Source organism: Chryseobacterium sp. WG23 (genome assembly GCF_024586575.1).
Taxonomy (GTDB): Bacteria; Bacteroidota; Bacteroidia; order Flavobacteriales; family Weeksellaceae; genus Chryseobacterium.
This window is the reverse complement of the sequence record NZ_JALCZE010000013.1, coordinates 142,949-160,456: the sequence shown is the minus strand read 5'-3', so window position 1 is coordinate 160,456 and position 17,508 is coordinate 142,949. Positions and strand designations below refer to the sequence as shown.

14 protein-coding genes are annotated in these 17,508 nt (G+C 36.6%); 7 read left to right on the top strand and 7 right to left on the bottom strand.

The window, feature by feature from the left end; genetic code table 11:
- Positions 1-37 precede the first annotated feature (37 nt).
- Positions 38-799 (bottom strand): hypothetical protein, encoded by a 762-nt coding sequence (locus MP477_RS19340; protein WP_257191680.1) that lies wholly within the window; start codon positions 797-799, stop codon positions 38-40.
- Between the two features lie 129 nt (positions 800-928).
- Here MP477_RS19340 and hutH point away from each other — a divergent pair, with 129 nt between their 5' ends.
- From hutH to MP477_RS19325, 3 genes are all read left to right on the top strand, one after another.
- Positions 929-2,416: a histidine ammonia-lyase gene (gene hutH / locus MP477_RS19335; protein WP_257191679.1), complete on the top strand. Its 1,488-nt coding sequence runs from the start codon at positions 929-931 to the stop codon at positions 2,414-2,416.
- 68 nt (positions 2,417-2,484) lie between these two features.
- On the top strand, positions 2,485-2,931 hold the full coding sequence (locus tag MP477_RS19330) for a GNAT family N-acetyltransferase (protein WP_257191678.1): 447 nt from the start codon (positions 2,485-2,487) through the stop codon (positions 2,929-2,931).
- Positions 2,932-3,058: 127 nt separating this feature from the next.
- Positions 3,059-4,537 (top strand): S8 family serine peptidase, encoded by a 1,479-nt coding sequence (locus MP477_RS19325; protein ID WP_230040042.1) that lies wholly within the window; start codon positions 3,059-3,061, stop codon positions 4,535-4,537.
- Between the two features lie 207 nt (positions 4,538-4,744).
- Here MP477_RS19325 and ygiD read toward each other — a convergent pair whose 3' ends face one another.
- Together ygiD and MP477_RS19315 are read right to left on the bottom strand one after the other, a co-directional pair.
- Positions 4,745-5,572 (bottom strand): 4,5-DOPA dioxygenase extradiol, encoded by an 828-nt coding sequence (gene ygiD, locus MP477_RS19320; RefSeq protein ID WP_257191677.1) that lies wholly within the window; start codon positions 5,570-5,572, stop codon positions 4,745-4,747.
- Positions 5,573-5,650: 78 nt separating this feature from the next.
- Positions 5,651-6,163, bottom strand: coding sequence for a YceI family protein (locus tag MP477_RS19315; protein ID WP_103291681.1), 513 nt, complete (start codon positions 6,161-6,163; stop codon positions 5,651-5,653).
- A gap of 449 nt (positions 6,164-6,612) precedes the next feature.
- Here MP477_RS19315 and MP477_RS19310 point away from each other — a divergent pair, with 449 nt between their 5' ends.
- Both MP477_RS19310 and MP477_RS19305 read left to right on the top strand, forming a co-directional pair.
- On the top strand, positions 6,613-8,751 hold the full coding sequence (locus MP477_RS19310) for a S9 family peptidase (RefSeq protein ID WP_257191676.1): 2,139 nt from the start codon (positions 6,613-6,615) through the stop codon (positions 8,749-8,751).
- A gap of 521 nt (positions 8,752-9,272) precedes the next feature.
- Positions 9,273-10,298 (top strand): LLM class flavin-dependent oxidoreductase, encoded by a 1,026-nt coding sequence (locus tag MP477_RS19305; RefSeq protein ID WP_257191675.1) that lies wholly within the window; start codon positions 9,273-9,275, stop codon positions 10,296-10,298.
- A 767-nt stretch (positions 10,299-11,065) separates the two neighbouring features.
- Here the strand turns inward: MP477_RS19305 and MP477_RS19300 are convergent.
- From MP477_RS19300 to MP477_RS19290, 3 genes are all read right to left on the bottom strand, one after another.
- Positions 11,066-14,101 carry an SMC family ATPase gene (locus MP477_RS19300; protein WP_257191674.1) on the bottom strand — a complete coding sequence of 1,012 codons (3,036 nt, stop codon included), beginning with the start codon at positions 14,099-14,101 and terminating at the stop codon, positions 11,066-11,068.
- 3 nt (positions 14,102-14,104) lie between these two features.
- On the bottom strand, positions 14,105-15,310 hold the full coding sequence (locus MP477_RS19295) for an exonuclease subunit SbcD (RefSeq protein WP_257191673.1): 1,206 nt from the start codon (positions 15,308-15,310) through the stop codon (positions 14,105-14,107).
- 125 nt (positions 15,311-15,435) lie between these two features.
- The gene (locus tag MP477_RS19290; protein WP_230040032.1) at positions 15,436-15,588 is read right to left on the bottom strand and encodes a hypothetical protein; all 153 of its coding nucleotides are present in this window, start codon (positions 15,586-15,588) and stop codon (positions 15,436-15,438) included.
- Positions 15,589-15,709: 121 nt separating this feature from the next.
- On the opposite strand from MP477_RS19290, the gene MP477_RS19285 reads away from it, so the two are divergent.
- Both MP477_RS19285 and MP477_RS19280 read left to right on the top strand, forming a co-directional pair.
- A complete protein-coding gene (locus tag MP477_RS19285) occupies positions 15,710-15,961 on the top strand; it encodes a VF530 family DNA-binding protein (protein ID WP_230040030.1) in 252 nt (83 codons plus the stop codon).
- A 115-nt stretch (positions 15,962-16,076) separates the two neighbouring features.
- A complete protein-coding gene (locus MP477_RS19280) occupies positions 16,077-16,577 on the top strand; it encodes a peptidylprolyl isomerase (protein WP_257191671.1) in 501 nt (166 codons plus the stop codon).
- Between the two features lie 334 nt (positions 16,578-16,911).
- Here MP477_RS19280 and MP477_RS19275 read toward each other — a convergent pair whose 3' ends face one another.
- Positions 16,912-17,505 carry a hypothetical protein gene (locus MP477_RS19275; RefSeq protein ID WP_257191670.1) on the bottom strand — a complete coding sequence of 198 codons (594 nt, stop codon included), beginning with the start codon at positions 17,503-17,505 and terminating at the stop codon, positions 16,912-16,914.
- Positions 17,506-17,508: the final 3 nt, after the last annotated feature.

Sequence of the window (17,508 nt, the reverse complement as noted above, 5' to 3'; positions counted from 1 at the left end):
TTGCTCCGCAGGTATTAATTCTATAAATTGAATGTTTTTATCCGTTATTCATATCAGTGTAAGCACTGATAAGAAAGCTGAAATAATCCCACTCTACAGAGTTTTTAGGATATTTTTTCATGAATTCTGCATTGTCACCAAAAAGGAAATCATAGTTGTCTTCAAAATCATCTTTATGAAGCCACATAATTTTGTCTCCTTTCTTTACATAATAAGATTTGATAACCCCACCGCCAAGCTGTGGAGAGCCCATCACCGAAAAGCCTGTTGTTTCTTTAGCTCTCGGATCATGATATACAGAAATAATATCATCAAAACCGGGGTTGATAACCTGCATCAGAAATTCTTTATCATCCTTTTTGTTCTTTAATGAAACCGTTTGGTTTACAAAATAGATCCTGTCGTTATTGGTATTCTTTGTTAATTTCTTTGTACCAAAGTTTCTGATATTTCCCATGTACTTGGCCACTTTTGCAATTTTTTCTGCGTTACTTGGATAAACGTACATTTCATTGATCTGTTCAGCATTAAAGGTAGCATTCTTTTTTGTAGCACTGTCTTTGATGGCTACCTCATAAATCTGTCCTTTTTTTGTTTCAATCTTGCTACAAAACCCTTTGTAAGAGGTTCCGTCTTTCAAAATAATGGTTGATGTTTTTTTCGGAGATGGAGTATTGAAACCTTCATTAAAAAGGTATGTTTCCATTTTTTTGATATCCTCTTTAGAGTATTTTACTTTCTGGGCGAAAGTAGTGGTACCTGCAAGGCATAAAGCAAGCAGTAAAGATGTAAGTCTCATGTATTATTGTTTTTTATTCGGCGGTAAAAATAACAAATTAATTAACTTATTTGGAGAAAAAGATAGAACATTGAAATTTAGTTTCTTTAATTATTGTTAAATGTGTAATTTTAAGAAAATTTTTTAGAAATGATATACGGAGTAGATGTTTTAACTTTCCATGATGTTCTGGAAATCTGTAAAAGCCCCAGTAAAGCGAAGCTGAATAAAGCGGCAAAAGAACAAATATTAAAATCTCAGAAAAACGTACAGCAAATAGTAGAATCCGATAGATGTGTATATGGAATCAATACAGGCTTCGGGCCACTGTGCGATACTAAAATATCAGCTGACGAAACAGCCCAGTTGCAGTATAACTTAATTATTTCCCATGCAGTAGGTGTAGGAAAACCCATTGATAAAGAATTTTCAAAAATCATGATCATTGCCAAAGTTCATGCTTTGTCAAAAGGATTTTCCGGAGTTTCTCTTGATGTGATTGAGAGACTGATCCTGATGTTGGAAAAGGATATTATTCCGGTTGTACCGGAGCAGGGATCTGTAGGTGCATCAGGAGATCTGGCCCCTTTAGCGCATCTGGTTCTGCCTTTACTTGGCTTAGGGCAGGTTTGGGAAGGAGACCAGGTTTCCAATACAATGGATGTGTTGGAAAAATACAACCTTGAGCCTTTAGCTTTAGGACCAAAAGAAGGCCTTGGATTAATTAACGGAACTCAGTTTATCCTGGCTCATGCTATCAAAGGATTGGAAAAATTTGAATACTTATTAGACCTTGCAGATGTCACGGCAGCCATGAGTATTGAAGCATATAGAGGTTCTTCAAGCCCTTTCAAAAAAGAACTTCATGATATCAGGCCTTTTGAAGGAAGTAAAAAAGTGGCGGCAAGAATGCTTAAGTTCTTAAAAGGATCAGAAAACATGAAGGCACATGAAGATTGTGAAAGAGTGCAGGATCCTTATTCCATGAGATGTGTGCCTCAGGTTCACGGCGCCAGCAGAAATGCTTTTGAACATCTTAGAGGTATGGCTGAAACAGAATTAAATTCTGTTACCGACAATCCTATTGTATTAAGTGCTGAAGAATCTATTTCCGGAGGTAACTTCCATGGGCAGCTGATGGCATTACCTTTAGATTATGCAACGTTAGCGGCTGCGGAATTAGGAAATATCTCAGACAGAAGAAGCTATTTATTATTAGAAGGGAAATATGGCCTTCCAAGATTGTTAACAGAAAGCTCAGGATTGAATTCAGGATTTATGATTCCTCAGTATACTTCTGCGGCGTTAGTTACAGAGAATAAAACACTGTGTTTCCCTGCCTCTGCAGACTCTATTCCTACAAGTTTAGGTCAGGAGGATCATGTTTCTATGGGAAGTATTTCAGGGAGAAAATTCAATCAGGTACTGGGGAATCTGGTTAATATTTTAGCGGTTGAGCTGATGTTTGCAGCACAGGGGCTGGAATTCAGAAGGCCTTCCAAATGTTCTAAGATCATTGAAGAGAATGTTGCTGTTCTCCGCTCTAAAGTTACCAAACTTGAAGAAGACAGATTAATAGGTCAGGATATGCTGGCTATTGCAGCCCTGATTAATGAACGAAAATTTATCGTAAAATAAAATATACCCCAAAAAAGCTTCAGGAAGGGAGCTTTTTTGTTTTATCCTATTTTTTTAATTAAATATATATGACTATAAAAAGACTTGATTCTACCCATCCGGATTTTCAAAATTTAGTACAACTTCTCGATGCAGATCTTGCGGTACACAATGGGGACGAAAATGCTTTTTTTGAACAGTTTAATACAATTGATAAGCTTAAAAACTGTATTGTTGCCTATATTGATGAACTGCCGGCAGCATGCGGAGCATTTAAAGAACTTTCGGAAAATACTGTTGAAATCAAGAGAATGTACACTAATCCGGCTTTCAGAAAAAGAGGGTTAGCTTCTGCCATAGTAGGAGAATTGGAAAATTGGGCTAAAGAATCGGGATTTGAAAAAGCTGTTTTAGAAACTTCCATAGACTTAAAGAACGCTATTTCTGTCTATGAAAAAAGTGGCTTCTATCACATTCCGAACTATGGACAGTACATTGGAATAGATAATAGTGTCTGTTTTGAAAAAATAATATAGATTTCATTGAATATTGTGAATTTTATCCTTAAAGTGTTATTAATATTCGGATAATATAGAATTCACCTTTAAAAAATAGGTAATTCACAATAAAGTGTTATATTGGTCCCAACCAAAATTATAACATATGAAAAAAAGTGTATTCTTAGTAGCAATATTTTTTGCTTTAAGCTCTTGTAATACCGAAGATCTCCAGAATGAAAGTTCAAACATTGAAATGAGTCAGAAAGATCCCCTGACTGCCAAACAAATTAATGAGGGAATTAACCAGTCCATCAAAACAAAAGGTTCTTTCAACTGGGCCAATCAATCTGATCATTTTTTATGGAGCGCCATCTTTCAGGGAAATAAAATGGTATCCATTGGATTTGGAGAATCTAAAGAAGATTTTGATAGAAGCAAATCTTCAAATAACCAGGCCATGGAAACTGAGATTTTATCGATAATCAAAAAATATGAAGGAAAAGATGAAAGAACTTTCTTTCTTACCTCAGATAAGTACCTCAACCAGATCGATGTAGTTATTGAAAAAGAAGAAACCATTAAAGCGCTTCGACAGATGAAGACTATCCGGTATCTTGAACCGGGGGATTATCACTATTTCGAAAATGAAAATAAATACAATCTAGCTTCAAGATCCTCAGGCAGCGGTTCAGGATGTGGATTTTCATCTACTACTTTGAATGCTGATGACTATACTTCCACCACTCCGGGTGCGAAAATTCCCTGGGCTTTTACCAAACATAATATTCCTGGTGCATGGGGCTACAGTACCGGAGCTGGCGTTACCATTGGCCTGGTAGATACAGGCGTTTCACCAGAGCAGGCGTTTCTTGGAAACAGCTTTAATAACGGATCCTCCTCAGGGAGAACAATCAGTAAATTTGGGGTCTATAATTCAGATGGTTCTGCAGATCAGTGTGGGCACGGAACAAAAATGGCTTCCGTAATGGCGGCACCGAGAAATAATGCAGGACTGCCTGTAGGAGTTGCCTATAATGCCAATTTAATTGCTTACAGGGCTGCAACAAATGTAGTATTGGATACCTCAAGTGAGCAGACAGGAGTGAAAACAGCATTTACAGAGCTGGCAAATAATGCCAGTGTAAAGATTATTTCTATGTCTATGGGACATATTTTTTCAGTAGGAAAAATTGAAGATGGTGTAAAATATGCCTATTCCAAAGGAAAATTGATTTTCTGTGCAGGAGGTACCTCTACCAGCTTTACCACTTTTGTAGGCGTTATTTTCCCTGCATGGATGCCGGAAACACAAGCCATAACTGGAGTGAAAGAAGGAACTTCCAATCAGAAATGTGATGTTTGCCATTCCGGAGGTGAGATAGACTTTACCTTCCAGATGGAAAGAGCTTCAGGAAATACGGTTCCGGTTTTAAGTTATTATAACGGACAGGCCGATTATGTAGGCGGTTCATCAGTAGCTACAGCGGCAACAGCCGGAATTGCAGCCTTGGTGTGGGCTAAAAATCCATCATGGACCAGAGATCAGGTCCTTAATAAAATGAGACAGTCTGCCACTTATTATCCAAATGTGAATTCAAGCTATGGCTATGGAAACATCAATGTTTTAAAAGCAGTACAATAAAATACTATTTCAAAAAACAAGCCCCTCAACCAGCTAGGTTGAGGGGCTTTATATATCTGTTTTTTGCTTTCACTTGCCGCTTAGTATAGAATACAACTTTGCTGAGTTCATCGCCACTACGAACGTACAATGTTTTCAACAGCACTTTGTGATTTTAGCCTTAAAAAACTGTTTATAAAGCGTTTATCATGAGCTTAGGATACAGAATTATCCAATTCTCACACTTGTCATGCTTAGTGAACCTCCAATAAGTTCGTCATTAAATAAAGACAATTGTTCAGACCGGTCTTTCAACCCTAAAGTATAGATAAGCGGAAGATAGTGATCAGGGGTTGGCACAGCGTATTGCAAAAATGTTCCCTGTTTCTGATAATCAATAATAGGTTGAAAATTACCGTCAATAAGCCAATTGTTGGTTTTTTCCCTGGCTTCCACTGCCCAGTCCCAGCCGGCACCCACCGTATTGATATTTTTCCAGTCGATTAAACGTAGGTTATGTACAATATTTCCACTTCCTATGATCAGAATTCCTTTTTCACGGAGTTTATGAAGCCTTTTAGCCAGGTCATAATGATATTGCGGAGGCTTGGTATAATCAATACTCAGTTGAATGACCGGAATATCAGCTTCAGGATACATATGTCTGATGACTGACCATGCCCCATGATCCAGTCCCCAGCTATGGTCTTCTTCAACCTCCACGGGTAATAACAGCTCAGCAGTTTCCACGGCTAGCTGAGGATTTCCGGGAGCAGGATACTGTACATCAAATAATTCTTTCGGAAAACCATAAAAATCATGAATTGTTTTAGGCATCTCCATGGCAGTGACAAACGTCCCTTCTGTATACCAGTGTGCAGAAATACACAGAATAGCATTAGGTCTGGGAATCTCTGCAGCTGCTTTTCGGAAGCCCTGTACAAACTGGTTTTCTTCAATAGCATTCATAGGAGAGCCATGTCCTAAAAATAGAACAGGCATTCTCTGAGTGCTCTGGAAGTTTTCACTTATGTTTTGCAGATCGTTGAGGTTCATAATTTAATAATAATAAAAAATAAAAGGTTCAAGGTTTTTAGTAAAATCCCTGAACCTTTTATAAAATATGAAAAAAAACTATGCTTGTTTTACAAACTGTAATTCACCAGCTACTTTTACATCATCACTTACCATTACTCCTCCTGCTTCTAAAGCTGCATTCCAGTTTAATCCGAAATCTTTTCTGCTTATTTTTCCTTCAAAAGAGAATCCCGCTTTTGTATTTCCCCACGGATCAACATTGATTCCTCCGAAATCTACATCTAACGTTACAGGCTTCGTAATCCCATTGATCGTAAGATTTCCCACTACCTGATCATTCAGGGCCTGAGAGTCAAAAGTAATCGTTGGATATTGCTCAGCATTGAAGAATTCACCAGACTTTAGGTGATTATCTCTGTCTGTATTATTGGTGAAAACAGAATCCGTCTGAATAGTAGCGGTAGTTTTTGCATTGGCGAAAGTATCATCCTCCGCTTCGATTTCTGCAGTGAAAGTTCTGAAACTTCCTTTTACATTAGAAATCATCATATGTTTTACTTTAAAAGTAATCTCACTATGCGTTGGGTCTAGGTTCCATTTTGTTGCCATTGTATTTTTATTTTTGTTTGTTATTAATGATGCAAATGTAGGATAGAGAGCATATACGGAACATTGATATAGGATAAGAAATGCAGGGTATATGTAAATTATGATTCTTTTTGCTTTTTTTTGAGCTTTTTCCCGCTATCCACTTTTACTCCTCGCGCCAATACACTCCAACGCTCCAATCCCCAAACCCTCCAATGCATGCTGTGGGGTAACCGTTACTATCGGGGCTAGACCTTATCCTCATCTTTGACAATATCCTCATTGAGAAGATCAAAATGAAACAATCTCAATGTATTTTGCGCCATGGCAATTTCCAATACTCAAATCCCAATATTAAGGTAAGAAATAATTTCTTTTAATCCATTAACTCCATTTTATGAATGTTTTAATTTAACATTTCTTAACGGATGATTTTTATTTCTTATTTTTGATGGATTCAATTTTACGCAATGAAATTATATAAGTTTTCTTTATTGATGCTGGTTTTGGGAAATGCTGCATTCGCCCAGACACAGAAGTTTACCATGGCGGAGGCTGTAAATGGGATGAGAACCAACCTTGCTGTGAAAAATATTTCACAATTTTCATGGTCTGCAGACGGAAAATCCTATATCCAGTCCGTGAAAGGAGGGTATCTGGTGACAGATCTGAAAACCAATAAACAAGATACTCTGGTATCCTTAACACAGCTGAACAGGCAGTTTGCCGATGATAAACTGAACGCTGTCCCTCAGATTAAGTTTTCGAGTACTTCAAATGGTTATTTTAACAAAGACGGTAAAATGTTCTGGATTGAAAAATCAGGAAATGACTGGAAAGTGAAAAATCAGGTGACCATAGATAAAGATGCCTCCAATGTGAAAGTCTTTGGGGATAGTCAGACTTTCGCTTTTACAGCAAAGAACAACCTGTTTGTGAGTAAAAACGGAAAAACGATTGCAGTCACTAACGAAGCAAACGAAAATATTATCAGTGGACAGGCTGTTCACAGGAATGAATTCGGAATAGACACCGGAATTTTTCCCGCTCCCAATTCCGAAAGTGTAGCTTTCTATAAAATGGATCAGTCTATGGTTGCAGATTACCCGATCATCGATTGGTCTGTAACACCTGCTGTAAATCACAATATTAAATACCCGATGGCAGGTCAGACTTCCCATCAGGTAACTTTAGGCGTTTTTAATATTAAAACCCAGTCAACAACTTTTCTGAAAGTTGAAGGCGAAAAAGACCAGTATTTAACTGCTGTTACCTGGAGCCCGGATTCAAAATACATTTTTGTAGCAGTACTGAACAGAGGACAGAATCATATGAAAATGAATCAGTATGATGCCGCTACCGGAGAACTGGTAAAAACTTTATTTGAAGAGACCGACAGTAAATATGTGGAGCCACAGCACCCACTTACTTTCTTCCCAAATTCCAATACAGATTTTATTTGGCAAAGTCAGAGAACAGGGTACAATCACCTGTTCCATTACAGCCTGGAAAAAGGATTGGTTGCGCAGATTACAAAAGGCGACTGGCTGGTAACCGATATTTTAGGGTTTAATGAAAAGAAGAAAGAGATCTATTTTACGTCAACAAAAGAAACTCCTTTAGAAAGACATTTGTATAAGATCAATTGGACCAACTTCAAAATGCAGAGACTGGATGATGCAGAAGGAATGCATGCCGGTGTATTGAGCAGCGACGGAAATTATCTGTATGATGTTTATAGTAATGCCAATTCGCCAAGAATTGGAAATATTATTAATACCAGCAATTTAAAGTCTACGAATATTTTTACAGCAGAAAATACATTGAAAAATTATCAGAGACCTGAAATTAAAAATGTAGAATTGAAAGCTGATGACGGAACACCTTTATATGGAAAGATCATCCTTCCAACAAATTTTGATCCTAATAAAAAGTATCCTACCATTGTTTATCTGTACAATGGTCCGCACTTACAGTTGGTAACAAATACTTTCCCGGCGTCAGGAAACCTATGGTATGAATATATGGCTCAGAATGGATATATCATCTTTACCATGGACGGAAGAGGATCTTCTAACCGTGGAATGAAGTTTGAACAGGCTGTATTCAGAAATCTGGGAACTACAGAAATGAATGACCAGATGAAAGGTGTAGACTACCTGAAATCTCTTCCTTATGTAGACGGTACAAAAATGGGAATCCATGGCTGGAGCTTTGGAGGGTTTATGACTACAAGCTTTATGCTTCGTAAGCCGGATGTATTTAAAGTAGGAGTTGCCGGAGGACCGGTGATCGACTGGAGCATGTACGAAATTATGTATGGGGAAAGATATATGGATACCCCACAGGAAAATCCACAGGGATATGCTGCGGCCAATCTTTTAGATAAAGTACAGAACCTGAAAGGAAAATTATTGATGATTCACGGAGCTCAGGATGATGTAGTGGTATGGCAGCATTCTATAAAATTCATCAAGTCTGCGGTTGATAATGGGGTTCAGTTGGATTACTTTACTTATCCGGGACATCCGCATAATGTGATCGGAAAAGACAGGGTTCACCTGATGCAGAAAATTACAGATTACTTTGATCAGTACCTGAAAAAATAATAATGAAGAGGCCGTCTCACAACTCGTGAAAACGGCCTTTTTTATGAAATTTTCCTATACCCCTATATGAGAAGGGTTTTCGTTAAACCATTCTCAACCCACATCGTCTAGTTGTGATACACCTTCTTTTTGTTGGAAGACGCAAGGGTGCAAAGAATGCTTACTATCATATTGCTTTAAGGCGCAAGAAAATCGGAGATTTTCAGCAAGGGATCTGTATGTCTATACGACAGGTATATAAATAGTTTTATTTGTACATCCATGGCAAATATAGAGAGGTCTGCAATTATTATCGCAGATAAAATCCTTGCGTCTTAAAAATGTAACCTTTTAAAACAATTTGCGTCTTTGCGTTTTCCAACACCGTATAAATATAAATTGATATTCTTCAAAAATAAAGTCGTGATATTTGTGCAATAAACTAGCGTCATTTGTGTTTGGAAATCAAGTTTACGTTCTTAACAAACATCAATGTTTTTGACTTTTTATTCCTGTAATTTTGTGTATATAAAATCAACAATATGGAATTAGGAATAGGAATGTTCGGTGATCTGGCTTTTGATCAGGCCACCGGAAAATATAGAGATGCCGGAACAAAGATTCGTGAAATTTTGGAACAGGTAAAATTGATGGATGAGGTAGGAATCGATGTCTTCGCCATGGGAGAACACCACCGTCCGGATTATGCTGTTTCTTCTCCTGAAATGGTATTGGCAGCAGCAGCAAGTATTACAAAAAATATAAAATTGGCAAGCGGGGTGACTGTGTTAAGTTCTTCAGAGCCGGTAAAGGTGTATGAAGATTTTTCAACCTTAGATCTTATTTCAGACGGAAGAGCAGAAATATTTGTAGGCCGCGGAAGCTTCATCGAATCATTTCCTCTATATGGGTATTCATTGAATGACTATGAGGAGCTTTTTGATGAGAAACTGGAGTTGTTATTAAAGATTAATTCCGAAGAAAATGTAACCTGGTCAGGAAAACTCCGGGCACCGATGCAAAACCAGACCGTGTATCCAAGGGCAAAAAATAACGGAAAGCTTTCGATCTGGAGAGCAGTAGGAGGAACTCCGCAATCTGTATTAAGTGCTGCCCAATTGGGAATGCCTCTGGTGGTAGCTATTATCGGAGGAATGCCTGTCCAGTTTAAAAACCTGATTGAGTTTTACAAACAGGAATACCAGAAAGCAGGACATGATGTATCCAAAATGCAGATTGCGATTCATTCCCATACTTTTGTGAGTGATGATCAAAATGTAGTGGACGGATATTTCCATACCTATAAATCTCAGATGGATAGGATAGGAGCTTCCAGAGGATGGGCACCTTATACAAAAATGCAGTATGACGGGGGAAGAAACAAAGAAGGCGCTTTATTTATCGGTAGTCCGGCAGAAGTAGCTGATAAAATTGCTTATATGAAAGAGATTTTCGGAATTACAAGATTTATAGGGCATATGGATATCGGAGATCCTGCTCATGACCTGGTGATGAAGTCTATTGAATTATTCGGGAAAGAAGTAAAACCATTGGTACAAAACCTGTAATTGCCGGATATTATTTAACCACAAAAGGTCACAAAAGATTTTAGACACTTTAGATTTTTTTAAGCTAATATCAAACTGCTGAGAAGTACACATAAGTTTTATGAAAATCTTTGATTTTCTTCTAAAGTGAACTTACTTGTATTCAGTTATTTTTGTACTTACTTAAGTGAGCTAAAGTGTTTAAAAAATATTCATTCTTTAGAATAACGTATTTGTCATTCTGCAGGAATCTGAGCATAGCTATTATTTACGTTTTGTAAAGCTAATTTTAAGTATCTGGATTCCTTCGGATGACAATTTTTGCAGGTATTATCTTATTCAATTAGAATAACAGCACTTGTCATTCCGCAGGAATCCAGACATAATAAAAATCTGCTCAATCAATCTGCGAAAGAAATATAACCACAAAAGGTACTCGGCTTAAAAACTTTAAATCGCGCATAATCTTGATGGGCATATGCCAATTATTAAGCTTTCTCTCCAAGCCTAATTTACACAAAACTTCTGAATCTTTCTTTTTACGATATACCAAGTAGTGGTTATCTCTCACAAAATATTTCTTCTGTCTCTCTAGCATTATACTCCAAAAGTAAATTTACAATTGCACTGCATAAAAGGTTTACGTGAGTTGAAAATCGAAGATTTTCATAATCTTAAGTGTACTTTCTATGCCCAAGCTTGTTACTTGAAAATAACTTAAGTGTTTAAAATACTTTTGTGCCTTTTGACTACTTCGAATCTTTGATTTGGGGTTTTAAAATATAAAGTTAAACAATCTCAATCAGGCTTCCTCTTTCCTCATCTTTGATAATATTGAGTGCTGTAGGAATCTTCTCTTTAAGTTCTTCTACATGAGAAATAATTCCTACAATTCTGTTCTCTTTCATCAGGTTGGTAAGGGTCTCAAAAACAATATTTACCGATTCAGCATCCTGCGTTCCAAAACCTTCATCAATAAAAAAGAAATTTTTATCTGCCTGAGCATTGGCCTGAACACTTTCTGCCAAAGCCAGTGCAAGACTTAATGAAACCTGAAAAGCCTGGCCGCCCGAAAGCGTTTTTACACTTCTGCTTCTGCCTTCGTTAAGGTAATCAATGATCTCAAAATCATTATTCTCATTAAGCTGAAGGCTCAGCTGATTTCTGGTCATCCTATGAAAACGCAGATTGGCGTGATCACAAAGCTGTCTTAAATAAATAGAAGAGACATACTGCACAAAACCGGCCCCTTTAAACAGATTCATCATCAGCTTTAAATTTTCGGAACGCTTTTGAAGCTTTGACAGGGCTTGTAACAGCTCTTCTTTTTTGCCGTATTCTTTTTCCAGCCGCTCTATTTCAGAAGCCATCTTTACAACAGAATCATTCATTTGTTTTAATTCATTCTGAGCCTCAATGAAATGTTTTTCAGTTGAAGAAAACTGTTCATCATTAAACAGAAGGCCTTTAAGCTTTAATTCTAATCCTTCAATAATCTTCTTTAAGGTTTCAAAGTCAATTCTGAACTGTTGAACTTCGGCCCTGGTCTGCAGAACGTTAAGTTTTTGAAGCAGAATGATCTCAACTTCTTTAAAATCAGTAATATTTTGTGCAGCCAGGGCATTAGTGATAGCCTCGGTATTTTCCGAAATTTCTTTTTCAAGAGCTGAAATCTGTTTTTCAGACTGGCTCAGGATGGCTTTTTGCTCTGCCAGTTTTGGAGCTATTATTTTTTCCTGTTGAGCTGCCTTCTGATAATTCTGTTCTGTTTCAGTATTAGACAGTACCAGTTTCTGGTAAGTTTCCTCTATTTCTGCAAGTGTTTTCTGTTCATAATGATTCCAATCCAGAATTTTTAAGCTGGAACGGCTGATATTAATCTGTTCCTGTTTTGTAGCCTCTTCCAGCTTGAAAGTTTCAAGGGCAGTTTTATATTTTTCTAAAAGTTTATTTTCCTTTTCAAGTATTTCCCGTTCTGCAGTAATATGCTGTTCTGTTTCTTCCATCTTTTTTTCAAGAGCAAAGGAATCAGACCTTTTTTTCTCAAATTCATCTTCATGATCCGGACTGAACTGTTTCCATATAAAATGTTGAAGATGAATTTCAATATCTTTTTGAATCTGTTCCAAAATTCTCTGCTCAGCAATAAGTTGCTCTTCAAAGATCTTTTTCCTGTCCAGAATCTTCTCAATTTCCGTTTCCTGTTTTTGAATATTCAGGATATCATGGTCAAGGGTACTTATTTTATCCTGAATCTCCTGAAGTTCAAAATTTACATCTTGAATTTCCACAATATGAGGATGCTCCAAAGAACCACAAAGCGGACAAGATTCTCCGTCGTGAAGCTCATGGGCGAACCGGGAAAGCTCTTTTTGAATCTTTAGATGATCCAGTTTTTGTGAAAGCACTTTTTTATTTAATTCCAGAACTTCCCTCTTTTTTTTGAATTCCTCTCTGAAATTTTCACGAAAAGAAAAAGGTTTGAGTTCTCCTGAAATGGCTTCAATCTGTTTTTGCTGTTTCTCAATCTTTCCAGCCTGATCGTACAGTGTTTTATTGAGGTTTTTCTGTTGAATAAACCAGTTTCCAACATTGGAAAGAAGGGAGGTGTCAAGTTTCTTTTCTTTTAACTCATCAATACTTTTAGCCAGCTCCTCAATTTTTTTCTGAACAATTCCTTTATTAATACTTACTTCTGCTACCTTCTCAGAACCGTTCTTAGTTCTGGCGCGAAGTGTTTTAATTTCATCATAAAATCTGAGAATCTGTATAATGATACCCAGATCATTTTCTTGTATTCTGGATTGATCCAAAGCCTTGAACTGAGCTTCAAGGATATAAAGCTGTTCCTTTACAGCAGTAAAATTTTGCTCGGTTTCTTTCAGTATTTTAATTTGATTTTCCCTTTCAATCCGCTTATCTGTAATTTCTTTTGAAAGCTTATTTTTTTCAGCAATTAAAGGATTAAAAGTTCTGGAAATGAGGTCGTATAGCTCTGTCTGTGTTTCCAGTGCATCTATTTTAGGCTTCCGTTCAGCCAGTTTTGTAAAACTCTCCTTATGTTGCTTTAAACTTTCAAAATCGGTTTTTAAGTTTTTTAGCTGCTGATAGGTATGGGAGATTTTCTCAAATTTTTCATTGGATTTAGCCAGCTTTTTCTGTTCTTTTGTTAAAAGTCCTTTCTGCAGCTGGATATTTTCTTCACTCACTTCCTCAAACCCTTTGAGCTGACCTTCAAGCTGATCCAGCTCAGACCTGTTTTTTACATTCAGTGTAGACACGTTATTCTGAAGATCAAATTTTTGAAGATTGAAAATCTCCTTCATCATATTGGTTCTGTCGGCAGCCCCTAATTCAAGGAATTCTTTAAACTGTCCCTGCGGAATAATAATAGTCCGTTTAAAATTGGCATAGCTTAACCCAATGATAGCTTCTGCATTGGAATGATCCAATGGTATCCATTTATCATTAATATTCTCGTAAAAAGTGACAGCGTAAGGCTTTACATCATCAAATTTTTTAGAATTACGCCTGAAATCTCTAGTTGCACGAAACAGCTTATTCTCATAATTGATGAAATCAAATTCTATATAAGAACTGTTTGACTTTAAATTCATCATATTATAAGCCCTTTTATCACGCATATTCAGACGTTCCGTTTCACCATATAAAGCAAACGAAATAGCTTCAAGAACCGATGATTTACCGGAACCTACAGCACCAAAAATACCAAACAGACCCGCATCAGTGAGGTTTTTAAAGTCAATGCTCTGACGCTCCTGGTAAGAGTATAAACCTTCAATCGTTAGTTGAATGGGAATCATAATTTAGATATTTAAAATTTCGTTAAACAAATCCATAAGCTCTTCATTGACTTCCTGTCCTCCATTTTTAGATTTAAAATAATCCTTGAACAATACTCCTATATCCTGATTTAAATTGATTTCATGTTGCTGTTCTCCGGTTATTTCACTGTTTTTGATTTTGGGAATAAGATGGACGATACCGGTATGAGACTGGTAGATCATCTTTCTTTCATCAGCCGTTAAAAAGGTTTCACTTTCCAAAGTCAGTTCAATAAAGGTATTCGGGTTTTCATTCAGCCACTGAGCGGTATCTTCCACAGAGGTAAAAGTTTTCCTTACCAGTGTTCTTCCATTTTTCAACGCCTTCTTTTCAAAAGAAATATTTTTTTCCGGAAATGCTTCAATAATAGAAACATATTTTGTTTGTCCTGCCTCACTAAAGCTATAGCACAAAGGGGAAGAAGAGTAGACAACAGGTTTCTCTGCCGTTCCTATATTTTGAAAACCATGGAGATGGCCTAAAGCGGTATACTGAATCTGATCAGGAATACAATCCGAAAAAATCAGATCAGCATTCCCAATTTTAATGGGCTTTTCCCCTTCAGGTTCCTCCAGAAGTTCAGAGCCTTTTTTGTTCATATACAAATGAGCGGTCAGAAGATTGACACCCAGATCATCACAAAATTCATCAGCAAGATTTTTCCACATCTGGGAAAGTACTTTATTGATTTCTTCTTCCTTATTTTCACCAAAATATTCTTTTAAACGGATCTCATTGGCATAAGGCGTATGCAGAATTCTTACAGGAAAATTTATATTTTTAATAGCCAGTTCAATAAAACCTTCTTTTGAATTCAGAATATTAAAATGTTCGGTCCCAAAAGGAGTAATTTCTGCTTTGGGATGACCTATTAAAATAATTCCGCATTCTCTGGCTAAAGGATCGGGAGCATTGATGAGGCTGGGAGAGTCATGATTTCCGGAAATAGCAATCACAGGGCGTTTACCGTTTAGAGATAAACGTTTCAGGGTTTTATAAAATAGCTCAGTAGCTTCTACTCCCGGATTAAAATTGTCAAAAAGATCGCCGGCAACAATCACAAGGTCAATGCCTTCTTCATCAGCAATGCCAATCATCTCTTCCATGACCAGAATTTGCTCTTCCAGACGGGAAAAGCGGTCCAGCCGTTTACCTAAATGCCAGTCGGCGGTATGCAGAATTTTCATAAAAAGTTTATCATTGTTTAAAGGAAATATGGAATGTAATTGTATAATCAGATATATTGAACTAAAATCTGGATATTAAAATACAGGACAAAATTTAAACCGATTAGGCTTAGTCATGAAGATTTTTACAGTTTATCATCGGCTTCTTTTGCCTGGAAGTCTTCTCGAATTTGTTTTAGACGTGCTTTCCTTTCTGCCTCTGCACTTTGTATTTTACGTTTTTTCTGATCAATTTTCTTTTTATTTTTTTTTCTGTTTGCTTCGTTATTTTTGCTCATATTTTTTTTGTAACGAATAATTTTTATTGGTAAGAAATAGCTTCATCAAAAATACTAAAGATTAAGAGTTTAAACAATTTTAGTCGGTAAGTCTGATAAAATATTTTAATTTTACTGCGTTATGGAAGAAAAATCAAAAGATCCTTTACATGGAAAAAGACTTGATGCTATTCTCGAAGAACTCGTAGAATATTATCAGGGTTTTGGGGAATTAGGCGAGCAGATCAACATAAAATGCTTTACAGATAACCCGAGCATCAGTTCTTCATTGAAATTTTTACGGAAGACACCCTGGGCAAGAACGAAGGTTGAAAGTTTGTATCTCTTTATGCTGAGACAGAAGAAAAGAGACGAAACGAAGAGTGGAAAGTAGAAGTCAGTATATTGCTTAAGATTATCCTTTAGCTTGTCTCTTTAAACAATCATTTCAAAAATAGTATATTTGTGCATTATTAATCGTGAAAAAAAGCACGAAAAAAAGGAAAAATATGACAATTGAAAACAACCATGTTGTAGCTGTAAGTTACATACTTCACACAATCGAAGAGGATGGAAGTAAGATTCTTGTAGAAGAAACAGCACCAGAAAATCCACTTACATTTTTGTACGGTGTAGGAATGATGATTCCAAAATTTGAAGAAAATATCCTTGGTTTGAAAGCTGGTGATAAAGCTGCTTTTACAATCCAGCCTGAAGATGCTTATGGTGAAAAACAACCGGATGCTATTGCTCAATTACCTATTGAGATGTTTAAAGAATCAGGAACTCCACCTGTAGGGGCTATTTTACCTCTATCTGATAATCAGGGGAATAATTTCCAGGCATTTGTGGTAGAAGTAACACCGGAAGTTGTAGTGGCAGACCTTAACCACCCAATGGCAGGTAAAGTTTTGGATTTCCAGGTGGAAATCTTAAATACACGTCCTGCAACAGAAGAAGAATTGTCACATGGCCATACTCATGGAATTGACGGAACTGAAGCTCACTAAAAAATAATATAAATGTCCGGTTTTTTCGGACATTTTTTTGCAGTATCTGTTGTCAACGGTTATATTTTCTCCCGAAGATAAATCGGATCAGTATAAAATGTCTTACATATAATTCCGGGGTCATTTTTCCCCTTAAAATTGTTGAGAAAGACACTCTGAGCAAGAAAATAGAAATCCTATACATTGGTATCAAGACAAAAAATAAACCACAGAACTCAACTGTGGTTTATTTTTATTATAAAGTTAAAAATAAATAAAATGCTTGGCACATTCCCTTCCACTGAATCTCAGATTTGAAGGGGTAGTTTTCGCATTATTCTACCAATTATCTCATCTACTCTGCATCATATTCCGTAACGTCAATGAGCGTAAGGAACCATTTCGTATCTATTTTTGTCATGAAAAATCTCAATCCATTGATAGGAGTCTTTTCCTTAGTATTTTCAGCAAGTGTCACCCAAACTACATTCCTGGGATCAGAATTGATCTTAAAAACGTCCTGATCTTTTACAGGATACTGTTCCAGAAATTTGTCTGCATAGTCGTTGACTCCGTTAGAGTTGAACTGAACATATAATCCTTCTTTTTTCCACTTTTTATTTCCTGAATCGTAGGCAGGGGCAGCTTCAAACTGAATCGGAAATTTATTTTTAATATTCCATACCTTTTGAATATACCCTAACGGCATACTGAAATTAACATCTTCATTTAAAACAAATCCCAGATCACCGCTGCTTTTAAAAAGAACCCCAACTCCATAAGTAGGATTGATATATTGGTTCATGAGATCTCCATTTTTAGTCTGAAAACCTTTTAAAATATCAGTAACAGCTAAAGTAATCTGCTTTTTGTCATCAGCAGTCTGGGCATTGAAAAAGCTAAAACCACAAAGCAGAAATAGCATTGTGTATATAATATTCTTTTTCATAGT

Coding starts and splice junctions, on each gene's coding strand:
- MP477_RS19340 (WP_257191680.1), bottom strand. CDS start 799: ATGAGACTTACATCTTTACTGCTTGCTTTATGCCTTGCAGGTACCACT.
- hutH (WP_257191679.1), top strand. CDS start 929: ATGATATACGGAGTAGATGTTTTAACTTTCCATGATGTTCTGGAAATC.
- MP477_RS19330 (WP_257191678.1), top strand. CDS start 2,485: ATGACTATAAAAAGACTTGATTCTACCCATCCGGATTTTCAAAATTTA.
- MP477_RS19325 (WP_230040042.1), top strand. CDS start 3,059: ATGAAAAAAAGTGTATTCTTAGTAGCAATATTTTTTGCTTTAAGCTCT.
- ygiD (WP_257191677.1), bottom strand. CDS start 5,572: ATGAACCTCAACGATCTGCAAAACATAAGTGAAAACTTCCAGAGCACT.
- MP477_RS19315 (WP_103291681.1), bottom strand. CDS start 6,163: ATGGCAACAAAATGGAACCTAGACCCAACGCATAGTGAGATTACTTTT.
- MP477_RS19310 (WP_257191676.1), top strand. CDS start 6,613: ATGAAATTATATAAGTTTTCTTTATTGATGCTGGTTTTGGGAAATGCT.
- MP477_RS19305 (WP_257191675.1), top strand. CDS start 9,273: ATGGAATTAGGAATAGGAATGTTCGGTGATCTGGCTTTTGATCAGGCC.
- MP477_RS19300 (WP_257191674.1), bottom strand. CDS start 14,101: ATGATTCCCATTCAACTAACGATTGAAGGTTTATACTCTTACCAGGAG.
- MP477_RS19295 (WP_257191673.1), bottom strand. CDS start 15,310: ATGAAAATTCTGCATACCGCCGACTGGCATTTAGGTAAACGGCTGGAC.
- MP477_RS19290 (WP_230040032.1), bottom strand. CDS start 15,588: ATGAGCAAAAATAACGAAGCAAACAGAAAAAAAAATAAAAAGAAAATT.
- MP477_RS19285 (WP_230040030.1), top strand. CDS start 15,710: ATGGAAGAAAAATCAAAAGATCCTTTACATGGAAAAAGACTTGATGCT.
- MP477_RS19280 (WP_257191671.1), top strand. CDS start 16,077: ATGACAATTGAAAACAACCATGTTGTAGCTGTAAGTTACATACTTCAC.
- MP477_RS19275 (WP_257191670.1), bottom strand. CDS start 17,505: ATGAAAAAGAATATTATATACACAATGCTATTTCTGCTTTGTGGTTTT.